Source organism: Paenibacillus sp. PDC88 (genome assembly GCF_900106725.1).
In the GTDB taxonomy this organism is placed as follows: Bacteria; Bacillota; Bacilli; order Paenibacillales; family Paenibacillaceae; genus Paenibacillus; species Paenibacillus shunpengii.
The window spans coordinates 1-19,922 of sequence record NZ_FNNT01000018.1; the positions used below are offsets into that span (position 1 = coordinate 1).

Sequence of the window (19,922 nt, forward strand, 5' to 3'; positions counted from 1 at the left end):
AAAGAACGATTTGCTGGAAAATTTCAAGGAATCTCTCCAGCCCCTACGGGGCTGGAAGCTGAAAGAAAAGAGCTTTCAAAAGATACTATACGAGGGAGAGGGATAAACCATGATTGGCAAAAAAATCTGGACGGCAGGTTTGCTGTCCCTAATGATCCTTGCGACTGCAGCGTGCGGAAGCTCTACGACAAATACGGAGGGCGGATCGACAAGCGCCGCGGGCTCCGCAGACGCGGCCGCATCCGGCGAAAAGACCAAAATTACGTTCTACAGCTACAACCTGGCGACGGCGGGCCAGAAGGACGGCACGCAAAAGCTGATCGACGAGTTTGAAGCGGCCAACCCGGATATCGACGTGGAAGGCATTCCGGTCGCCCCGTACGATATCAACGCCAAAGTGCAGGCCGACATTGCGGCCGGATCGCCTCCGGACGTCGCGCAGCTCGTGTTTGACGGCCTGGACTTCGTCGCGAACAATTTCGGCGCGAAACCGCTGGAGGACATCGTTCCCGCGGATGAGCTGGCGCAAACTTTTGAAGGTTTTTCGCCAAATGGCCTGAAGCTGGGGCAGCTGAACGGGAAAACTTACGGCCTGCCGTTTACGTTCAGTACGCCGGTCCTGTTCTACAATGCCAAATTGTTCGAGGAAGCCGGACTCGATCCGCAGCAGCCTCCGGCCACTTGGGCCGAAGTGAAAGAATACGGTCTGCAAATCGCCGAGAAGACGGGCGCAACCGGCGTGCACATCGGCGGCTCGGTCGGCGGCGACTGGATCGTTCAGGCGTTGATCGGCAGCAACGGCGGCAAAGTGCTCTCCGACGACCGCAAGACGATCGAATTCGGCAGCGAAGAAGCGATCGGCGCGGTTCAGATGTGGCAGGACATGGTGACGAGCGGAGCGATGGGCAAATTGAACGACAACGAAGTGATAGAGGCGTTCAGCCAAGGTCAGGTCGGCATGCTGCTCTACACCAGTGCCTTTCAAAGCTCGTTCCTGACGGCGGCCGAAGCCGGCGGCTGGGAGCTGAAGGCGGCCGCGATGCCTTCCTTCGACGGCAAGCCGACGACCCCGGTCAACTCGGGCAGCGCGTTGTTCATTTTGTCCCAAGATGAAGCGAAGCAGCAGGCGGCGTGGAAATTCCTCAAATTCGTCACCAGCGAGCGCGGCTATACGATCATCACTTCGGAAATCGGCTATTTGCCGCTGCGTCCGGCGATTGTCGACGACCCGCAATACCTGAAAGACTGGGTGGAACAAAACCCGCTCATCAAACCGAACTTGGAACAGCTCGAACATCTTAAGCCGTGGGTATCCTATCCGGGCCCGAACTGGTACCAGATTGAAACGATTTTGCTCGAAGCCGTGCAAAAGTCCATCCAATCGACCGATGATGTCTCGACGATTATGAAAGAAGCGGCAGCCCGGGCGCAATCGCTCGTGCAATAAGCTCCGGTTTTCCAAAAGCAATGAAAGGAGAACGTTTAACGTGAACTACGATACGGCGACTTCGGCTATGCCGAAATCGAACGCAACACCGAAAACGCAGGCCCAAAAACATCGCAAAGCGTTAAGCGTCCGCGTAAGAGGCTTCAAGCCTTACCTGTATTTGCTGCCGGTCGTGCTGTCGTTAGGGTTTTGGGTTTACCGGCCGCTGATCCAAACGTTCCAGCTCAGTTTCTATCAATGGAATCTGCTGCCGACCTCGCCGAAAACGTACGTCGGCTGGCAGAACTTCAAGAACCTGTTGACGCTGCCGGAGATGGGGAAGGCGCTGACCAACACGCTCATTTATACGATCGGCGTCATCCCGTTTTCTTTGATATTGCCGCTGATCATCGCGATATTTACGGACAGCATCGGGGGACGTGCCCGCAATGTTTACCGGGCGCTGATTTTCGTGCCGATGATCATGGCTCCGGTTGCCGTTTCCTCGGTATGGCGCTGGATTATGCACCCGACGAACGGTATTTTGAACCAGGCGCTCCTATGGCTCGGGCTTGACGAGCCGATTCCGTTTTTCACCGATGAGCGGTTGGCGATTTATTCCATTACGTTCATTACCGGTTGGAAGCTGATCGGCTTCAGCACGCTGATTTTCTCCGCGGCGCTGACCGGAGTCAACAAGGAATATTATGAAGCGGCCAAAATCGACCGCGCGAACCGCTGGCAGATTCTCCGCCACATTACGCTGCCGCTGCTGTCCCCGTCGATCCTGTTTATGGCCATGCTCAGCATTTTGTTCGCCTCGGAATGGAGTTTCTCGTATGTCAACGTGTTGACGCAAGGCGGCCCGCTTGGTTCGACGACGAATATTTATTATTTGCTGTGGCAATACGGCTTCCAAACGTTTGCCGTCGGCTGGAGCTCCGCGGCGGCGGTCGTCCTGTTCATCGGCTTCGGCCTGATCGCTTTAGGTTTCATGAAACTGTCCAAACGTCTGTCGTTCTTTGACGATTAGGAGGTAGCAACCATGAATAAGAAAACCTTGAAACCCTCCGCCATCGGCCAGCATGCCGTGTTGATTGTCTTATGTTTCCTGTCCGTATTTCCTTTATACTGGATGATCAATACTTCGCTTAAACCGGCGGGAGAAGTGTTCTCGGCGAGCCTATGGCCCAAAACTTGGACGCTCGACAACTATATAGACGCCTGGAACGCGGTCCCGATGGGACGGATGATCGGCAATTCCCTGCTGGTCGCCATCGCCCAAACGTTAACCCAGCTCATTTCCAGCATCCTTGCCGCCTACGCGTTTACCCGCTGGAATTTCCGCGGCAGCGCCATCATTTACGGGTTGATCGGATTAACCTGGCTCGTTCCTTTCCAGGTGATCATGATTCCGAACTACGTCGTGATCAGCAACATGGGCTGGAAGGATACGCTCACGGGGCTGATTGTGCCGAATATCGCCTCGGCGTTTGCGGTGATCCAGTTGTACAACGCCTTCAAGGCGTTCCCCAAAACGCTGATCGAAGCCGCGCACCTGGACGGGGCATCTGATTGGAGCGTGCTGTGGCGCACCATCGTCCCGAATTTGAAGGCTCCGATCGCCTCCATCGCTATTTTGCAGTTCATTATGGCGTGGAACGACTACTTCTGGCCGCTGCTCGTGACGAATAAGCTGGAAAATTCCACGATGCAAAAAGGGCTGCAAATGTTCATGTCCTCGGAAGCGAATTTGTGGGGGCCGTTGATGGCTGCAACGACGATCGCTTGTTTACCTATACTCATCATTTATTTGCTGCTGCAAAGACAAATCATCGACTCCTTTGTGAAAGGCGGTTTACGCTAATGTCTTCATTAACTCATTCCTTCGAAAGACGCCTGCAGCTTACGGGCGCATATAACGTCCGGGATCTCGGGGGCTACCTGACCCGGGACGGACAAACGACCCGGTGGGGGCGGTTTTTCCGCGCCGACGGGCTGCACAGGCTGACGGAGAACGACCGGAAAACGCTGCTTGAGAAGGGCGTTGGCACCGTCATCGATTTGCGGCATGAATATGAAGTGAGCGAATTCAAGAACGTGTTTACCGATTCGCAGGAAGTCGCTTATCATAACGTGAGCCTAATCAATCCGGCGACGACGGAACGGCAGGATATTAATAGCCTCGGAGAGCTGTATGTCGAGATGCTGGATCACGTGCAGCCGCAGCTGCTCCGCGTCTTCCGGCTGCTGGCGGCGGAGGACGGACAGGCGGCATTGTTCCACTGCTCGGCAGGCAAGGACCGCACCGGCGTGACGGCGGCGCTATTGCTGGACTTGGCGGGCGTCCCGGAAGATACGATTATCGCCGACTACGCTCTGACCGGGGAGTGCATCGCGCCGATGATCGAAGAGCTGCGTAAAGGCAAGCCTGACAGCGTGCCGTCCGAAAGCTTCGAAAAATTCCTGGGCAGCGATCCCGCGAATATGGCCATGATGCTGGAGCATTTAGATGCGAAATACGGCGGGGCGGAGAGTTACCTGGCATCGATCGGCTTGACGATACAGGAGATCGACGCGCTTCGGAGCAAGTTGCTGGAGGAGATTTAGTTCTTCTTGGCGCCATCCGGGCGTCGTTCGTTTGGGAAAGCATATGGATTTATCTAAAGCTGAGAGCAGAGCGGATTATTCCGCAGCCTCAGCTTTTTTGCCGAACGGAGGCGAAATTGAAAAGAATTTGTCGAGAAATCGTCCAGATGACTGTGCGAGGATATTAAAATGACGTCTGATCGTATCTCGGTTTGTATGTTTTTGTTGAGGAACTGTTGAGTTCTCAAGCTTAAAATCAAGATGCGCAATTTTGAAACTTTCGCGAGATCTCTGATTATCGCAGGCAGTACCATCAAAAACAGCAAATACGGGTGATTTTATGGATAGCAGTATGAATGGTGGAATGTTCAATCAAAACGTCTTGGATGCGCTGATCGAACCGGCTTTCGTGATTAACGAGCGAAACGTGATCCTGGCCGTCAATAACTCCTGGCTTGCTATGCCTGTTCATGGGGGAGAGCGCCTGCCGGTTTATCCCGGCGTGAAGTTGCAAGCTCTGTATCTGGAGCATTCTTCGTTCCTGACTGGAGCCAGCCGGGTACTCGCAGGCGAGCTTCCGCTTTATCAGGAGGAGCGGAAGTTTGAGGCGAAGGGAGTGGATGTTGAGTCGCAGCGCCGATTGCACGGTTTCGCAAAATAGATTAAACCTCATGGAGTGAAAATTGGAAATTTTGGGGGGTGTTTCTCAATAAATTTGTCAAAAAACGTAGTTAAGCATTTTGGCATGAACTACTCACCTATGACTATTTCACGAGTGCGCCGTTCACTCAATCCATACTTTTTCGCTAACTCCTTGACACTCCCGCCAGTGTATTCTTTCTTCATTTTGTAATCTCGTATAATCCGTAGAAAGTATTTGCCGGATGGAATGTATATGTTGTCCCCTTTAGAATAATCGCCCAGCTTGACGAGGTTCTCAACGCCAATCAGTTCCGCGATAGGCCGGTATCTTTCCGGCACATCATCCGGGGTTAAATCTGCAATCCATTGATCCTTCAAACTTATCACTTCCCCTGCCATTGATTAAAAATGAGTATGCAGGAGGTGTTGCCGCCCTCCTGCATCATGGTCATTCCTTGTTCAGAACGTGCCGAATTTGCCGCTCGCTTAATCTGTATTTCCGACCTAATTCTGTCACGTTTTTACCGTTATATTCCTTCCTGATTCTCTGATCCCGCAGAGGCATTATCAGCACATTCGTTGTCGGTAGATAGACGTTACTCCCTCCATAGAAGGAACACAGTTCCAAAAAAGCTTTGACCCCAACCACTTCAACCAGTGGATGAAGCCGTTCAGGGATATACTCATTGGTCAGTTCTTCCGTCCATTCTTCTAATTTTTCCACAATATCACCTCGTTACCATAAGACTTTATATGCTGGCCGCTGTATGTGAATCAAGCGCTCCAGCGATTTCATATGCAATGTCATCTGCAATGTCCTTGGCTATTTTTGATCCGTTACGTCGAATTGTTTCCAGGACATTTTGGTCATCAGACCGCAGCTCGAAAGTCACGTTCACATCGCCCAAGGTGATGCCGCCGACATTCACGCTTGGCCGCATATCCAGAGCGCCAACACGACCAAGAGATGGGGAATCGAGGCGAACAGGCGAGCCTCCCACGAATCCGCCCTGGGCGTAAGGGGTAGCTCCCAACAGTTGCTCGGCCTGCTGCCAAAGTTCCAGCCCACGGCCACGCATTGCCGCCGAGAGGGGAATAATAACTTCCGGGCCAGCCTCGCCCACAAGACCTAAATGTGGCCTGGTAATCATGCCGCCACGGGCGTAAGCTTTCGCGCCTCCAGCAGCTTGCTGTCCGGCCTCTCGGCCTTCCTTGAACGCGCCGCCGACCTTATCCCAAAACTTGCCCCAGCCGCCTTTGATGCTTTCCCAGGCGCTGGATGCCCAGCCCTTGACGTTGTCCCACTTGGCATTCCACCATTCGCCATTAAATAACGTATCGTTAATCGTATCGCGGGCGCTGTTCCAAATGTCCTTGGCGCTTTCCCAAGTGGTTGCAGCCCAATCCTTCACGCCGTTCCACTTTTCGACCCACCATTCGCCGTTGAACACCGTCTCGCCGATGGTTTCGCGGGTATTATTCCAAATATCCTTGGCGCTCTCCCAGGTGTTAGCCGCCCAGTCTTTCACGCCGTTCCATTTCTCATTCCACCATTCACCGTTGAACAGGGTTTCCCCGATATATCCGACAGCGAAGCCTACACCTCTAGCAATGGCTTGTGGGCCAGTATCGGAAATCCATGTCCAGGTGGCCGATGCACCATCTTTCAGCGAAGGCCAAAGCGTGGAGCTAAACCAGCGGGAAATGTCTTCGCCCTTGCTGCCGATCCAGTCGCCTATCGCGCCTCCGCCCAGACCTCCGAGGATGCCGCCAATCAAACCGCCAACGGCGGTTCCTAGCCCCGGAACGACAGAACCGATAGCAGCACCGCCAGCCGCTCCGGCAGCAAAACCGCCCCAGCCGCCGACCGTTCCGCCGATAGCGCGGTTCCGCTCGGTTCCGGCATTAGCGGACGCAATGCTTGCTACGTCTAAACCGACAGAAAGGGGGATTGCCAGCTTGCCAACCGTGCGGGACAGGAGACCAAGACCTCGACCGCCGCCTTTCGGAATCAACTTTTGCCACCAGTGGGATTTAGATGATGGCGCAGCAGAAAATGCTTGTTCCAATTCATTGAATCGCGAGAGTTGTCCGGCGTTTGCCATGCGCACCACTTCATCACGGCTATGAACCCGATCCAGTGGTATGTTATTCCAAAACCGTTTCCCCGCAGCCTGATAGTTCTGCGGCAAGTTTGCTGCTGGGCCAGTGGATGGAGGGACGGCTGTCGTTCCCTTGGGGTCGCTGAACCAGCGTCGATACCAAGGGGAACGCGTGGCCGTATCGGCTGCGGTAGCTGTTGTCCGAGCCGCTGATGCCGTTGCGACCTCCGCAGCGGCAGAACCCCCTCTTACACGCTGAATGACCGATTTGGTCACTTTGTACGGACCTCTCAGCATTCTCGTAATTTTCGTGAGCATCCAGGCATCGAATAAGAGAGCGAGGGCTTGTCCTGTTCCGCTTTTCGTGTCACCGCCCAACCAAGTGGGTTGTATATTGAAGAAGGCCTCTTTTGCCTTCGCAGCAATTTTCCCTGCATCGAACGCATCCAAAAACGCCTCCAAGAAAGAATGTCCAGCCGTTGCTCCAGCTTGGATGAAAGGAGAGTCGTTGACTTTCGATTCGCCCCCGGCAGCCCCAAGCGCGGCCATTAGGAAACCGCCTAGACCACCGCCAATCGCCGCACCGATCTTGCCAGATATTTGTTCCACTTGCGTTTGACCTTTGCTTTGCCACCATTCCATGAACAGGCTGTTTAGGTCGTTGAAGACAAAGCCGATCTTTCCGGCAAAGTCCAGGCGGTTGAATGCCGGGTTGTCCAAGTATCGGCGCTGAATGTAGCCGAAGGCTGTCTCCAGCCGACGCATCACCCAATCCGCGCCTTCTTTGGCCGTCTTCTCCAACGTTTCACCCCATTGTGCCAGCTTGTCGTCGTTGTTTTCCAGCCACTCGTTGACTTTTTGCAGCCGAGGGATGACGGCGCTTTGCAATCCTCGTCCCCATTTCAGTAGGACGTTCGTACTGAATGCTTCTGTGATTTGATCTGCCAAACCGCGAGCGGTGCGGTTGGCCGTCTTCGTCATCATGCCGTCAAACTCTCCCATCCCTTTGAGGATGTGTTGGATGGCCTGATCGGCAGGGAGCAGCCCTTGCTCGGATAGCTTCCTAACCTGGGCTATGGACATGCCCATGCCTTCAGCAATGTATCTCCACGCTTGAACATTAGCATCCGCGAGTTGGTTCATGTCCTCGGCACTGACGCGGCCAAGGGACCGCATTTGACCGAGCGCATACACGATCCGTTCAATCGTTTCAGAGCCGCCGCCCAGGCCTGCCGCGACATTCCCGATCTTCGTCAGCATTGGAATGATTTCATCGGCGTTAAATCCGCGAACTAAAAGCCCCTTCGCTTGTTCAATAACGTCTTTTGAACTGAATGGCGTGTCCGTCGCGAACCGTTGAACTTGCGCCATCAGCTCGTTCGCCTTGTCCACGCTTTTCAGCATGGTTTCAAAGCCAATTTGCGCCTGTGTGAAATCATCCGCAAGACTGATGGGAATAATGATGCCGCCTACGCCGCCCGCGCCAATGCCGAGCAGACCGAGCGTCGAGGTCATTCCTCTGACAATCGAGCGAAGGGGACGGCTAGTAAGATCAAGCACCCGAACCGTGATACGGTATGCACCGCCCGCCATGCGCCGGGCAGAAATACCGATTTGACGAATGACATTGGAGGCCCGATCCACGGCATAAATGGCGAGCTGCCAGCGGCTGCGGTTCATGCCGTCGAGTCGCCTTCTTGTCTTCTCCACCGTCTGATCGAAACGGCTCACTTTCTTCTCCGCATTGGATAGGGCGGGTTCGGAATGATCCTCCACCGATACCGGGATTTCAATGCGGTAAACTTCTTCTGCCATGTTTTATTTCACCCCTTTCCCCATTCATATAGAGGGTTTATATCGTATGCCGATCCGCATAAAGCATCCAATCGGGATGCAGTATCGATTCGCGCTTTGGATCGTAACGGATGCTCATTTCACCGCTGGCCGTTTTTCCTTGCAGCGCTTTTTGCAGGGCTGGAATTAGCTCGGCTTCGCTCTGCACTTCAAGAAGCGTCTTCATTTGCCCGATGATGGAAAGGGCGGTTGTTCGCTTTGTCGCCTCCTCCGGCGACAGGTTGCGCAATACTTCTTCCAGCGTGATCTTGCCGGATTGTATCTGCTCTTTCAATTGAAGTAATGGCACGTTTGTAACACCTCCTTCCGGGGAAGGGCTGTTGTTAATCCGAATGACATCCATTTCGCCTATAGCAACAATGCGTGTTGGCATGCCTGAACGATTGAGCGGTGTCCAGTCGATGGACAAAGGCTTATAGTCGATCACTTGAGTTTCGCCGCCTACCGTTTGCAGCTTAGGCATGCCATAAATACTCACTTGCTTAATGCGTCCCGCTCGAATCCAGCGTTTCAAGTCCTGCGCTGCCGCGTCGATCACACCGCGAAAGTAGGCTCGTCCGTTTTCCATCCGCGCTCCGATCCAGTGAGTGACGGGCCGTTCAAAAGCCGTTTCCACTTCATCCGGCTTCTGATGTCCGAGGAAGCCGGACAACGTTTGCTGGTTGACATGCTTCACGATGGCATTCAGGCTTTCCGCCGTGTAGTTCCAGCCCCGCGTGGACTTTCCCGCCGGAACCTCTACGACAACTTCCATTGGATCGTTATCCCCGGCTTTAATGGCAGCTACATCAATGCCGGGCGCTGCCGGAATTTCCGCTGGACGCATTTCCCCGGACAGGACGGCGGATAGCCATACGTTATTACTCATCGGGAAGACCTCCTTTCCGAAGCGTTACCGCGTTTTTGTCAAATCTTTTGAGAACAGCCTTACATTTCGCTGCCACTTGCTTGCCGCTCAAGCTCGTCCAGTTCAATCTCCAGTCGTTCACGTTCGTTTCTTGCTTTGTCGAACATGGACGAAGGAACTCTTATCTGTTCCCAGTACGCTTTCTGCGCGTTGTTGAACTCGGTTTTCTTTTTCTCGAATGCTTGGTTCAGCTTGGAACACTCTTGGTTATATTTCTGTTCCTGCGCTTCACATTCTTGAATTCTGCTCCGCAAGTAGTCTGCTCGATGCGGCAGCGCGGCAGCTTCCAAGATGCTGATTTCCTTAGCAGTCAGTTCCAATGCTTCCGTGACTTCCTTGATTTGTGCGGCAACCTTTTCCGGCGCTGCTTCGTCCAGGATGGCCGTCTGAAAGAAAGCTTCAAGCTGCTGGCGCTTGTCCTCCAATTCCGCTTGTTTGGCTCGTTTGGCTTCAATGCGCTCCTGAAACTTCTCGTATTCCGTCTTATTCGGGGTAAACAGTCCCATCGGTGACACGCTCCTTTTTTTTAATGTGTTAGTGCTGCTTGTGCTGTTGTGTAGCTTGAGGGAAACTGAACATTGAGCCGAAAAATTGACTCATGAGCATATGGGTACGGGCTTGCTTGATTATACCCAGCAACAATTCATCCTGGGCAATACCAAACGCCTCTTTGGTTTGCTCAAGCAATGCCAAGCGCTGCGGGAGAGTAGGCTCAAGCTCCGCCAATACTTGATGAAGCGTTACGTTCCCGCTTTCGATTTCACGTTTCAATCCTTTGGTTGCTACCTTCCAATCCATGATGTATTCACTTCTTTCGCGCTGTTCTTACCTTTATTTTACTAAGGGAAATGCCTTGGAAAGATAGTGTAAAATCTCTGTGGGTGTAGGAATTGGAAAAAGCGGATATAGAAAAAGAGCTTCTCCCTTGGTAAAGTGATGTTTGACGCACAACACACCAAGAAGGAGGAAGCTCCTGTGAGCCACTTTACCACAACAATGCCGACGATGAAAGAGATTGAGCAATGGATTTTCCGGAAAATGCAGGAGGAATTCGCTCGTGCGATGAAGCAGGTACTGGAGGCGCTGGATCAGCAGATCCTGGAGCAACGGGACCGAGAGCGTTATCGAGTAAAGGACGAGCGTGAAACAAGCGTCAACACAGTGTTCGGGAATGTGCGCTTTAAGCGGAGATTGTACTGTGACCGTAGAAGCGGCAAACACGTGTATCTGCTGGATCAGCTGTTGCAATTCGAAGGGCGCGGGAAAGTCAGTCCGCATTTGGAAGAGACAGCCATCGCATTCGCAAGCCAAGGACCGTCGTACCGGGACAGCGCAAAGCGGCTGGAGCAGCTTTTGGGCTACAATGTGCTGAGCCACCAAGCGATCAGGGAAAAACTGATGGAGCGTGCGCAACAGCCGATGCCAGCGGTGAAACGGCGCGCTGCCCGCGTGCTGTTCGTGGAAGTGGATGGGCTGTACACGAAGCTGCAGCGGAGCAAAAAGCGTGGGATGGAGAACGCAATTGCAGTCGTACACGAAGGCTGGGAGAAGAACGGCAAGCGGGTACAGCTGAAGAACAAACAGCATTACCTGCATACGAGCGGCGGCAACTTCTGGGAAGGGTTCGGGGACTTTCTGGTGGAGCGTTACGAAATCGACGAGAACACGTGGCTTGTGGTGAACGGAGACGGCGCGGCGTGGATCGGGGAATGTACATCCTACTTTCACCAATGTCTGTACATGCTGGACCGCTTTCATGTGGCGCGTGATTTGAAACGCTTTGTTGGTCATTTGCCGCAGGTGTGGGAGACCGTGAGACGGTCTTTGGCCAAACAGGATGCAGCCGCGCTTATGGCGGTCCTGGAAGGCGTGTCGGAGCAAGAGATAGCGGAAGAGAACCGGAAGGATTGGAAGCCGTATAAAAGATTTCTAAAGCGGCATGAGAAGCATTTGGACGACTACCGAAAAACACTCCAGGCGAAGGGGATCGACACAAGCGGTATGCGCCCGATGGGAAGCGCGGAATCGCAGATGCGTATATTCGCCAAGCGGACGAAGCGTGGCGGGTACAGTTGGAGTGAGCGAGGCGTCAGGGCGATGCTGAGGACGATGATGAGGATTCAAGAAGCGGGCACGGTGGTAAGAACGGTTGAAGGACAAGCGAGTAAGCAGGCAACGCCGCAGCAGTCGATAAACATGCGGCAATTGCTCAAGAACGTGACGCAACCGGTCAAGGGTTGTATCGCTGGAATGATTCGCATGCTGCAAGGACCGAAGCAAAGCAGCACAACGGGTATGGCACTCAAAGCACTTCGCGGATAACGGCAAAAAATTCTGACAAATCACTTGTGTTTGATGAAAGAACGAAGCAAAGCGCTTACAAGGAAGAGGTTCCTTCGGGGTTCGCGTTCCAGGCATCTTAAATGACTGCCCACGCTAGCTTGACACTGACCCTTGGAAACCGTCATCTTGACAAACAAAAAGAGAGGGTGTATAGAACCCTCTCCGCGACTATATTCCAAACTGGTCTGCCAACTTACGAATCAAGCGCATTTTTGCTCGGTATACGGTTTTTTCACTCATATGCATGGCGATGGAAACGGCGATATAGCTTTTCTTTTGCCGATAAAACAAGTCGAGCAAGCGCTGCTCTTCCTGATCCAGTTCTCGAAGCGCCCGCTCGATCCGCTCCACCTGATCGAACAAATGAAAGGTGAATAGATCAGGTGAAGGTGGCAGACTTTGCTTGATGGCTGGATACTCTTTAATCCAGCGTTCTGCTTCCTTGAACCAAGGCTCCTTTGCTGTGCCCATCCTACCGCCTGCCTTCTTAGCCGCATTGCTTGGCTAAGGGGGAAGAGCAGGGGCTTCCGATCTCGGCCAGCAATGCGGAGAATAGGCGGTAGCCGTGCAGCATGCCATACGTGAAATACGTTTCTTTTGTGCTTTGGAACAAAAGCATATACAGGCGCTCCATTTCCTGTAGCAAACAGCTAATAAGCTGCTCGTCGCTATTTGTTGCTTGCTGATAAATACTCCGCTGAAGCCGCCGGATATTCCCCTGTTCCTCTTGAATAACCGCCTGTTCAGCCGAGCTTAATTCGCGCTGGAAAATCTCACTTTTAGTGTATTCCAGCATGTGAGTATGGGCGATAGCTATGGCTACGGCATCAGAATCTAATACATAGCTTGTATGCTGCGTTGTGGATTGATAAACAAGGGCGAAGCCTCTTCGAAAATATAACTCCCGGTATACACTTCCCCAACGGGCATACGCATCATCCAAATCAAAGAGGATATCCCTGGCATTAGTAATCTCTTGAAGAGCTTCTTTCAGAAGGTTTTCCGTTTTTTCGATCATGCGGAAATAAAGGCCTAGCTGCTCATTCTCTGGACCTTTCTCATCATCCCGATTCATCCAATCCGTTACATACTCTTTCAAAAAGGTCATCTATGATCCCTCCATCATTCGCGATAGAATTTGTCATTTATATTGAAAGCAGGGCAGCGTGCGACCCCGATTTATACGTTGACAGCGCTTAAGTTTTTCTGAAATCAAAATCCAGCCTGTCGCCGAAGTTCAGCAATGGAAACGACATTGTTACTGCCTTGGTGTTCGAGCATGCCTTCAATGTATCCCTGAACGCGTTCCCGCTGCTGTTTGCTTAGCCGATAACCGAAGGTGAGCCATTCCCATTCTTCAGAGAACAAGGTAATGGGATTGGATTGGTCAATGTCCAGCAGCCCCGACAGTTCCCGGCCTTGTTGAAACCCAAGCAAAAAGCTTTCCTGTTCGTACTCCGTAATCATGCGGCGAGTGGAAGAAGCTATAATGTTACATAACTGGACATGTGTTGCCGGGAGCAGGTTCTGAATCGTGTTCAGGCTTTCGGTATGCTGCTGTTTTGCGAATTGCAAAGCCGGATTTTTTCTCAATCGGGCGGCAATCTCCTTATGAGCGCTGCCCATCAAAATGGTTCGTTGTTTTGCCATGAGCGCCCGTCCTTTCGTTGTATAGGTTGGTGAATAAGAGGAATGCCACCGCAGACCCCGTTATAACGCGTTATAACGGGGGTGTATAGAAAAACCCGAAGGTTTATACCCTTCGGGCGTTGAAGCGCCACACAGGGCGATTACGGCGGCTATGACTTTTCTTGTCTTGTAGCCATGTTTTTCAGCGATTCGATGAGCTTGGAGGCTTTCGGCTGTGTCAGCCAGTCGATATGATCGACCTTGTAATACTTCTTGATGAAGTTCTTTAAGTGCTGTGGCTCGTCCGACCATCCAAGCGCTTTTTCCAGTTCGGTAATCTTCCAGCGCTGGGCTTGGGTGATGCGCCCACGGGGTCGGGCTTTGGCCTTCCCCGTAAGCTGGTTCATCGTGTCAATAATGAGAGAAGCTTCGGTCTTGCTCAAGGTGGATAGCCGAGGCTGACCTGTGATCCGCTCGGCAACCAGGCGAACCTCTTCTTCCGTTAGCCCTGTTTCCTTGGCAAGCGCCCAAATCTTCTTGAGCAGTTGCGGCGGCGTTTTACTGGATGATTTGGCGGTCATAGTACCACTCCAATTGTTCGGGCGTGATGCGCTCCAGCAAGTCTTTACGCTCCGGCGCATCCGCGTTGAAGATCAGCTCTAGGCTACTTTGCATGTCTGCCACTTCACTAGGATTGAAGAACCGCTCCACTTGAGCCGGGTTCCATGATTGATAGGCCATGTTGTTACCTCCCTTTGATCAAACGATCATCGTATTGTAAGGCTTGTTCGCCCTCCAGTGGAGCGCACGTCACCGAAATGCGCTTCTTATGCCGATCCACACGGGTAAAGGTGGAGGGGTGGCTTTCTATGGTCAAGTCGCCATTCTTGAAAATTCGGATTTGCACCAGGCATTCATCGTTCGTCTTGGACAGCAGCGTGAATTGTTCGCACTCCTTACCTTCCCGGATGGTAGAGCGATAGAAGCCGTCAAACAGCGCGTCCGGGGGGAGCTTGTCTTCCTCGAAGGTCAGCACTTCTATTGCCCAAGGCGACCAAGGGCGGTGTTCAAACAGCATGCGGCATGGCTCCTTCCTGCACGGCATATTGATAGACTTGAACGACAATGCTCCCGGATTGCCAAACATAGTGCACTTCGCCGTCAGCCAGCTTCATCAGCACCAAGCCGGGAAACAAGGTAACGTCATTACCTGCTGCCTTTTCTTCCTCATAGATGCGGCGGAAGGCGGTAGGGGACTGGAGAATGTCCCCCACGCGGGAATGAGTAAATTGGTGAATAAGTGTCCGGTTCATCGTGCGCCCTCCTTAGATCAGCATCATGCTGCTAGCTTTGGTGATGGAGTCCAGCGTGATCGGCTGGTTCACTTCGGTCAACCGTGCCACGTTCTCCAGCGTTCGGCTGAGCAAGCGGAAACATCCATTTTTGGAATTGGTGGCGCGGCGGATCAGCTCCTCCAGCGCGTCCGGCTGAATGTCGTAGCCCTCAAGGTATTCCTCGACTTCCTTCCGGGACAAGCCTTTCAGCGACCAGAAAAATTCAACTCGATTGGCGAACATCGGCAGATGCTTCTTAATCAACATTTCCAGTACCGGTTCACCTGACACCAATACGCCCACTTGGCCGCTGTCGTACAGGGAGCGGATGACCTCCATTTTCTTGCGCGTGTAGCTAAGCATGAGCTTGTCCGCTTCATCGACAATGAGTAAGTAGCCGGGATGCTCGGTAAAGAAAGCCTCGATCTTTTGCGTCCGTTCAAAGGCGGTTCCCCAACCTTCGACCAGGCCCAACTCCCGTTCGATGGCCCCGATGAAGTCTTTCAGCCCCATGGTTTCCTTGCACTCCACATAGGCGACATTCTCCAGCTTGGCGTATTGCTTGAGGGTATGACTTTTTCCGAAGCCCGAACGCCCGACGATCACGCCCAGCCCTTTCTCTTCTTGACAAAGCTGGCAGACTCCGATAATGCTCGTTACGTCCTGCGTCTCCATCAGGCTCTTGGCCGATTGGAACGGAATGGTTTTTGCTGTCGGTTGCATGAGGGTTCGTCCTCCTTATTGAATGTTTTTGAGTTTTTCCAGCGCGGCTATTGCGCGTTTTTGGTAATAGTCATTTTCGATAGGCTGCTTCTTCTTTCGGCTTGACGTTTTTTCAAATTCGTCCTTCCGAGCCGCCGCACGTTCCTTGCGGTATTTCTCATCTCTTGGGATACTGACCACATCCGGTGAGCCGTCTTTCATTGTCGGCCCGACCACGACATTTTCACTTTCCAAATTCGGCATGCCCTCGTCGCCATAGGCTTCCAACAGTTCCCGCAAGTTCGCTCTTACGTCGCTGTATTGCTTGTTCTGCATCCGAACGTGTTTCTGCACCTTCGCCATCGTCCGCTCGCTGACTGCACCATAGGGGAGCAATTCCTGACAAACTGCTTCGCAAATCTTCTCGTTCGTCTCGAGGTCATAGACATGGAGCGTGGCGATATCATCCGGGTTGTAGCGAATTTTGACCTTTTGATCGATATAAGCCGATAATTCCGGGGCAAGATAGTGTTGGTTGAATCTCGAAATGCCTGTTGTCCGCACGGTCGCAATGTCCGCCTTCATCATGGAGAAGATCGTGTATTCCATTGGCGGCGCGGGTTGCTCATAGCGCTCGGCGTTCAGGTAAACTTCGAGCGGCGTTTTCCACGTTTCGTCTTGCTCCTTGAGTCCGTTATGCTTGCGGTTGTGATAGCGTTCCTCCAGCCACTTCTCGAACAGGACATTGAACTCTTCCAGCGTGATCAGCTTGCCGGATTCCAGCAGCTTTTTGACATCTTTTTTGATTTTGCTGGTCGTTTTCGATCCGGTCAGTGTTCCCACATAAGAAGGAAGCCAGCGGGTGAAACTGTCGCAGATGGTACGGAAGAAGCGTTCAATTTCTGCCTTTGACCATGGCTGATACGGCAAGCTGCGCCAGTCGTCTTGAATACCAATACTCCGATAGAAGCCTTCGGTATCGCTGTCGAAGGAGACCCTCACGCTGCGCTCTCGCCCGGTCAAGTCCTTGGCCGTGTACTCCTTGCCGTTGTCGATCTGTAAGAACTTCGGTACGCCACTGAACGGAAAAGCGGGATTGGTCTTCTCATAGATCACGCGCCGCAAGCTTTCTTTCATGATTTGCTGGTTCGGCATGTCGCAGATGACCCAGCCAGTCAAACAACGGGAACGAACATCCATCCAGCCCGCCAAGCATGGCTTGATCGCGGCGATCCGCCCGTTGGGGCGCGTGATCTGTACCCAGCAATCGAAGGTATGCACATCACCCATATGGACCTCATTGACCGCAAGCGCCTTGAGGTCGCGGCGGCCTTTGAGCATTTTGTTCCGTTTCCACTCCCGAACGCCATTTGCGGCGAGATAATGTTCGCTGTTGTATTGCTTCATGAGCCAGCGAACGTAACGCCACACGGTGTCATAGGTCGGAATGACCCATTTCTTCTTTTCACTTTCCTGCTCCAGCAGTTCATAGAGCATTTGGATGGTGCTTTGATTCTGGGCAAACTCTTTGCTGAACCATTTGCTTTTGATAAAAGCCTTCATCTGCGGCGAGAGGGAAGGAAATTTATTCTTCTCTCTTGGCTCCGGGCAGAGGGCAAGCGCAGTGTAGAAGTAGTAACTGCGCCCGTCTTTCTGCTCCTGGATCGCTGCCCATTTCAGCGCTTCATTGTACCTCCGAACCTTAAGATAGAAACTCTCCACGCTCATGCCGTTATTTTTGGCGATGGCAATTGCAACAGGTTTCTTCTCGCTGTAAGGTATATCGTCGATTTGCTCAAGATACAGCTTGATTTGCTGGCACAGGTGTATCGCTTTGTTGTGATGATCGCGATTGTTCTCGATATAAGCTTGATAGTCGCCATTCACGTACCATGGCGGCGTTTGTCCGTCTGTCTCTGCGTCTGAATCGTTCTTAGCTGGAGCTAGGGAAGCATTATAAGCCCGCTGGGCTTTGACAGATAAGCTGGTTAGAGCGACCAGCACCCGTTCTTTGCCGCCGTTTGGTGCGGGTTCGTGTTTAGTCACATAAGACTCGGGACTTCTCGTTATTTTTCTATAAATTGTATGATAGGGGACATTTTCATAACGTGCTGCGTCCTCTATCGGTAAATAGATTATGTCCGCCAACGTTTCACCCTCTTTACGATCAATACTGATTGTGGTTAAATAGAGGGGAAAAGTACTTTTGCCCGGTACTTGTTGAAGGAGTGCTTACGTTGCTGCGTAAAAGCACTCTTTTGTTTTATCAACATCCCCCTAATACCCCACAGACTGTTCATGCCTTGAATTTATGCCGCTTAGCAAACCGATGAATTGCGCTTTTACTAACTTGATTCCCAAGCTGGTTAGAAATTTGAACATATGTGAAGTCTTTGTTCAGTAGATCGACCACCTTTTCAGTAAGGCCAAGCTCTTCAACCTTGGAATGAACCCGCCTTCCAGACGGGTGGAGCTTATAACTTCTGTCTATGAAAGGTTGCTTCAAGTGTTGATGTTGAATTTGATTAGCCAGCCCATTGACGGCGGCAGTTAATCCTCTGAGCAACTCATTTGTTTCCGAGAGTACTTGTTTGAGTTTTTCCGACAAGTTATTCACCTCCTTAGTCTTGCTGCCCTAACACCTCAAACTATTCAGCTTGTAATGCATCGTGCTCGGGAATTCCGAGCTTTTCAATAATGATTTTTCTATACCGGCGTTTTCCTGAAATAACTCCATAGAGAATCTCACAAAACCGAATTTCAGGAATATTGTGAAGGTTGCAAAACTGCTTTTGAGACATTCTCTTTTCAAGTAATCTTTTCTTGACAAGTACTCCAAAAGAAGTTAACTCGCGGTGTTTTGCTGTCATGATCAGATCAAACCTCCTTCCCGTATTAATTAGATTGATCACTATTCAATTTTCAAAGAGCAGACCCTACGTTTAAATGAATACATTTTGGAGAAACTTGAGTAATGCACATTTGGTTCTCAATTTATAAGCGACATAAACGTAGGTTTGTGTTAATCTTTAGTAGTAACTTACGATGTTGTATCTTTATTATATGTGTGTATGGAACATTTGTAAACAGATAAATTTGTGTTACACACATTTTGGAGGGTGTTTATGGCTACTATCGGGGATCGATTCAAAGAAATAAGAAAAGAACGTGGTTTGACGCAAGCAGCGTTTGGGGAGATGATGGGGGTGAGTCATTCACATATCAGCAAAATTGAAGCTAATAAAGAATCTCCATCTGATACACTTATTAAATTAGTTTGTTTAGATTTCAGCATTAATGAAAATTGGTTGCGGACCGGAGAGGGTTCCAAAAGTATGGACGTACATTTTGAAAACATCAGCACTCCCGATCTTTTTGAAACGTTAAAAAAGCTTCAATTTAATGTTAACCAGAAGTATAGTGTGGATCTTGAACTAGCAAATTCAATAAATTTACTTATTGAAATACTCGGAGAAGAAGAGATTACTTCAGGAAGGCGCTTGCTTTACGAGAATTCAATTCATGCGTTGTTGACATATCTACATCACTTTTTGAAATCTTCCCAAAATTGCATTAATGAAACTCCGAAAAAAGACCAGCAGGAAATGAATACCCAAATTTATGACCTGTTCTCTCAAACTAGAGAAGGAATAAACCGCTGTTTAGATACCATCTACGGAATTCTAGTGGATGCTATACGAACTGAAAAATAAGTGTTTCCTTTGATTCTCTGCTGCTCACAGCCGAAATCTTGATACACGGGTGGTTTGTTCTTGGTGGATAATCACTACTTTTTTTTCGGCTTGGATAATAATGACAGTGAGGATTGCAGATGATATGCTATTTTATTAGTGATAATTACCTTGAACAAGAGTCTGTAATGCAAGTCAAAAGCAACCGTAAAAACTGGAAATTCCTTGTTCAATTGCTTTGCGGTATAAAACTGCCGAAATCCCTTGATACACGGGCAATTGAACGCCTTTTTTTGAATTTATCGTTTTGTTCAATTGCTCTTCTAAAAAAAACTACTCCCTTCCGGTTCACTACTTAACGTGTGGACAGATGATCGTTAACAGCACAAAACCGCATTGTATCAAGGTTTTCAGTGTATCATGGCGAACTCGTAACGGTTTTTAACGAGGTGTTATAACGTTTTGTCAAAATACTATGAATTGAACTGTCTGGCTTATGGCGAAACATACAAAAAAAAGCGCCAAACCCTTGATACACAAGGCTTTTCGCGCTTACCCTTCGTTTTGACGTATGAAAAATGAAATTCGCACTTTTTTTTGCACTTGTCCCTTTGAATCGGGCAGATTTCATAGTAAAGACCGCAGCAGAAAGGGCTTCCGAAATTGAATTATTGTTTTCAGAAAACGCTCTAATCCCTTGCG

At 50.9% G+C, this 19,922-nt stretch carries 24 protein-coding genes; 7 read left to right on the top strand and 17 right to left on the bottom strand.

The window, feature by feature from the left end:
- Positions 1 to 109: 109 nt before the first annotated feature.
- From BLW49_RS27030 to BLW49_RS27050, 5 genes are all read left to right on the top strand, one after another.
- On the top strand, positions 110 to 1,447 hold the full coding sequence (locus BLW49_RS27030; protein WP_090727994.1) for an ABC transporter substrate-binding protein: 1,338 nt from the start codon (positions 110 to 112) through the stop codon (positions 1,445 to 1,447).
- Positions 1,448 to 1,487: 40 nt separating this feature from the next.
- Positions 1,488 to 2,459 carry a carbohydrate ABC transporter permease gene (locus BLW49_RS27035; RefSeq protein ID WP_218145907.1) on the top strand — a complete coding sequence of 324 codons (972 nt, stop codon included), beginning with the start codon at positions 1,488 to 1,490 and terminating at the stop codon, positions 2,457 to 2,459.
- Positions 2,460 to 2,471: 12 nt separating this feature from the next.
- Positions 2,472 to 3,293 (top strand): carbohydrate ABC transporter permease, encoded by an 822-nt coding sequence (locus BLW49_RS27040; protein ID WP_090727996.1) that lies wholly within the window; start codon positions 2,472 to 2,474, stop codon positions 3,291 to 3,293.
- The gene (locus BLW49_RS27045) at positions 3,293 to 4,036 is read left to right on the top strand and encodes a tyrosine-protein phosphatase (RefSeq protein ID WP_090727998.1); all 744 of its coding nucleotides are present in this window, start codon (positions 3,293 to 3,295) and stop codon (positions 4,034 to 4,036) included. The genes BLW49_RS27040 and BLW49_RS27045 overlap by 1 nt, the downstream gene beginning before the upstream one ends.
- A gap of 319 nt (positions 4,037 to 4,355) precedes the next feature.
- Positions 4,356 to 4,676, top strand: a complete 321-nt coding sequence (locus BLW49_RS27050; protein WP_090727999.1) for a hypothetical protein — start codon at positions 4,356 to 4,358, stop codon at positions 4,674 to 4,676.
- A gap of 89 nt (positions 4,677 to 4,765) precedes the next feature.
- Here the strand turns inward: BLW49_RS27050 and BLW49_RS27055 are convergent, their stop codons facing one another.
- The 6 genes from BLW49_RS27055 to BLW49_RS27080 form a co-directional block, all read right to left on the bottom strand.
- Positions 4,766 to 5,035: a Mor transcription activator family protein gene (locus BLW49_RS27055; protein ID WP_256209952.1), complete on the bottom strand. Its 270-nt coding sequence runs from the start codon at positions 5,033 to 5,035 to the stop codon at positions 4,766 to 4,768.
- Between the two features lie 70 nt (positions 5,036 to 5,105).
- Complete coding sequence (locus BLW49_RS27060) at positions 5,106 to 5,381, bottom strand: Mor transcription activator family protein (RefSeq protein ID WP_177178852.1); 276 nt, start codon at positions 5,379 to 5,381, stop codon at positions 5,106 to 5,108.
- 25 nt (positions 5,382 to 5,406) lie between these two features.
- A complete protein-coding gene (locus BLW49_RS27065) occupies positions 5,407 to 8,574 on the bottom strand; it encodes a tape measure protein (RefSeq protein ID WP_090728003.1) in 3,168 nt (1,055 codons plus the stop codon).
- 37 nt (positions 8,575 to 8,611) lie between these two features.
- Positions 8,612 to 9,481, bottom strand: coding sequence for a transcriptional regulator (locus BLW49_RS28995; RefSeq protein ID WP_177178853.1), 870 nt, complete (start codon positions 9,479 to 9,481; stop codon positions 8,612 to 8,614).
- Positions 9,482 to 9,540: 59 nt separating this feature from the next.
- Entirely contained in the window at positions 9,541 to 10,026 is a 486-nt protein-coding gene (locus BLW49_RS27075) for a hypothetical protein (protein WP_090728005.1), read from the bottom strand.
- Between the two features lie 28 nt (positions 10,027 to 10,054).
- Positions 10,055 to 10,318 (bottom strand): hypothetical protein, encoded by a 264-nt coding sequence (locus tag BLW49_RS27080; protein ID WP_090728006.1) that lies wholly within the window; start codon positions 10,316 to 10,318, stop codon positions 10,055 to 10,057.
- Between the two features lie 177 nt (positions 10,319 to 10,495).
- On the opposite strand from BLW49_RS27080, the gene BLW49_RS27085 reads away from it, so the two are divergent.
- Positions 10,496 to 11,842 (top strand): ISLre2-like element ISTco1 family transposase, encoded by a 1,347-nt coding sequence (locus tag BLW49_RS27085; protein ID WP_090728008.1) that lies wholly within the window; start codon positions 10,496 to 10,498, stop codon positions 11,840 to 11,842.
- A 189-nt stretch (positions 11,843 to 12,031) separates the two neighbouring features.
- Here BLW49_RS27085 and BLW49_RS27090 read toward each other — a convergent pair whose 3' ends face one another.
- The 11 genes from BLW49_RS27090 to BLW49_RS27140 form a co-directional block, all read right to left on the bottom strand.
- The gene (locus BLW49_RS27090; protein WP_090728010.1) at positions 12,032 to 12,334 is read right to left on the bottom strand and encodes a sigma-70 RNA polymerase sigma factor region 4 domain-containing protein; all 303 of its coding nucleotides are present in this window, start codon (positions 12,332 to 12,334) and stop codon (positions 12,032 to 12,034) included.
- A gap of 16 nt (positions 12,335 to 12,350) precedes the next feature.
- Entirely contained in the window at positions 12,351 to 12,971 is a 621-nt protein-coding gene (locus tag BLW49_RS27095) for a hypothetical protein (RefSeq protein ID WP_090728012.1), read from the bottom strand.
- Between the two features lie 104 nt (positions 12,972 to 13,075).
- Complete coding sequence (locus BLW49_RS27100) at positions 13,076 to 13,513, bottom strand: hypothetical protein (protein WP_090728014.1); 438 nt, start codon at positions 13,511 to 13,513, stop codon at positions 13,076 to 13,078.
- Positions 13,514 to 13,662: 149 nt separating this feature from the next.
- Positions 13,663 to 14,073: a regulatory protein GemA gene (locus BLW49_RS27105; protein ID WP_090728015.1), complete on the bottom strand. Its 411-nt coding sequence runs from the start codon at positions 14,071 to 14,073 to the stop codon at positions 13,663 to 13,665.
- The gene (locus tag BLW49_RS27110) at positions 14,051 to 14,233 is read right to left on the bottom strand and encodes a hypothetical protein (protein ID WP_090728017.1); all 183 of its coding nucleotides are present in this window, start codon (positions 14,231 to 14,233) and stop codon (positions 14,051 to 14,053) included. The genes BLW49_RS27105 and BLW49_RS27110 overlap by 23 nt, the downstream gene beginning before the upstream one ends.
- 4 nt (positions 14,234 to 14,237) lie before the next feature.
- On the bottom strand, positions 14,238 to 14,570 hold the full coding sequence (locus BLW49_RS27115; RefSeq protein ID WP_090728019.1) for a hypothetical protein: 333 nt from the start codon (positions 14,568 to 14,570) through the stop codon (positions 14,238 to 14,240).
- Positions 14,560 to 14,805: a hypothetical protein gene (locus BLW49_RS27120; RefSeq protein WP_090728021.1), complete on the bottom strand. Its 246-nt coding sequence runs from the start codon at positions 14,803 to 14,805 to the stop codon at positions 14,560 to 14,562. The genes BLW49_RS27115 and BLW49_RS27120 overlap by 11 nt, the downstream gene beginning before the upstream one ends.
- 12 nt (positions 14,806 to 14,817) lie before the next feature.
- Positions 14,818 to 15,549 (bottom strand): AAA family ATPase, encoded by a 732-nt coding sequence (locus tag BLW49_RS27125; protein WP_090728022.1) that lies wholly within the window; start codon positions 15,547 to 15,549, stop codon positions 14,818 to 14,820.
- A gap of 15 nt (positions 15,550 to 15,564) precedes the next feature.
- Positions 15,565 to 17,676, bottom strand: a complete 2,112-nt coding sequence (locus tag BLW49_RS27130; protein ID WP_090728024.1) for a Mu transposase C-terminal domain-containing protein — start codon at positions 17,674 to 17,676, stop codon at positions 15,565 to 15,567.
- 148 nt (positions 17,677 to 17,824) lie between these two features.
- Positions 17,825 to 18,136, bottom strand: coding sequence for a hypothetical protein (locus tag BLW49_RS27135; RefSeq protein WP_090728025.1), 312 nt, complete (start codon positions 18,134 to 18,136; stop codon positions 17,825 to 17,827).
- Positions 18,137 to 18,176: 40 nt separating this feature from the next.
- Positions 18,177 to 18,398 carry a hypothetical protein gene (locus tag BLW49_RS27140; RefSeq protein ID WP_090728026.1) on the bottom strand — a complete coding sequence of 74 codons (222 nt, stop codon included), beginning with the start codon at positions 18,396 to 18,398 and terminating at the stop codon, positions 18,177 to 18,179.
- Positions 18,399 to 18,653: 255 nt separating this feature from the next.
- Here BLW49_RS27140 and BLW49_RS27145 point away from each other — a divergent pair, with 255 nt between their 5' ends.
- Entirely contained in the window at positions 18,654 to 19,241 is a 588-nt protein-coding gene (locus BLW49_RS27145; RefSeq protein ID WP_090728028.1) for a helix-turn-helix domain-containing protein, read from the top strand.
- Positions 19,242 to 19,922: the final 681 nt, after the last annotated feature.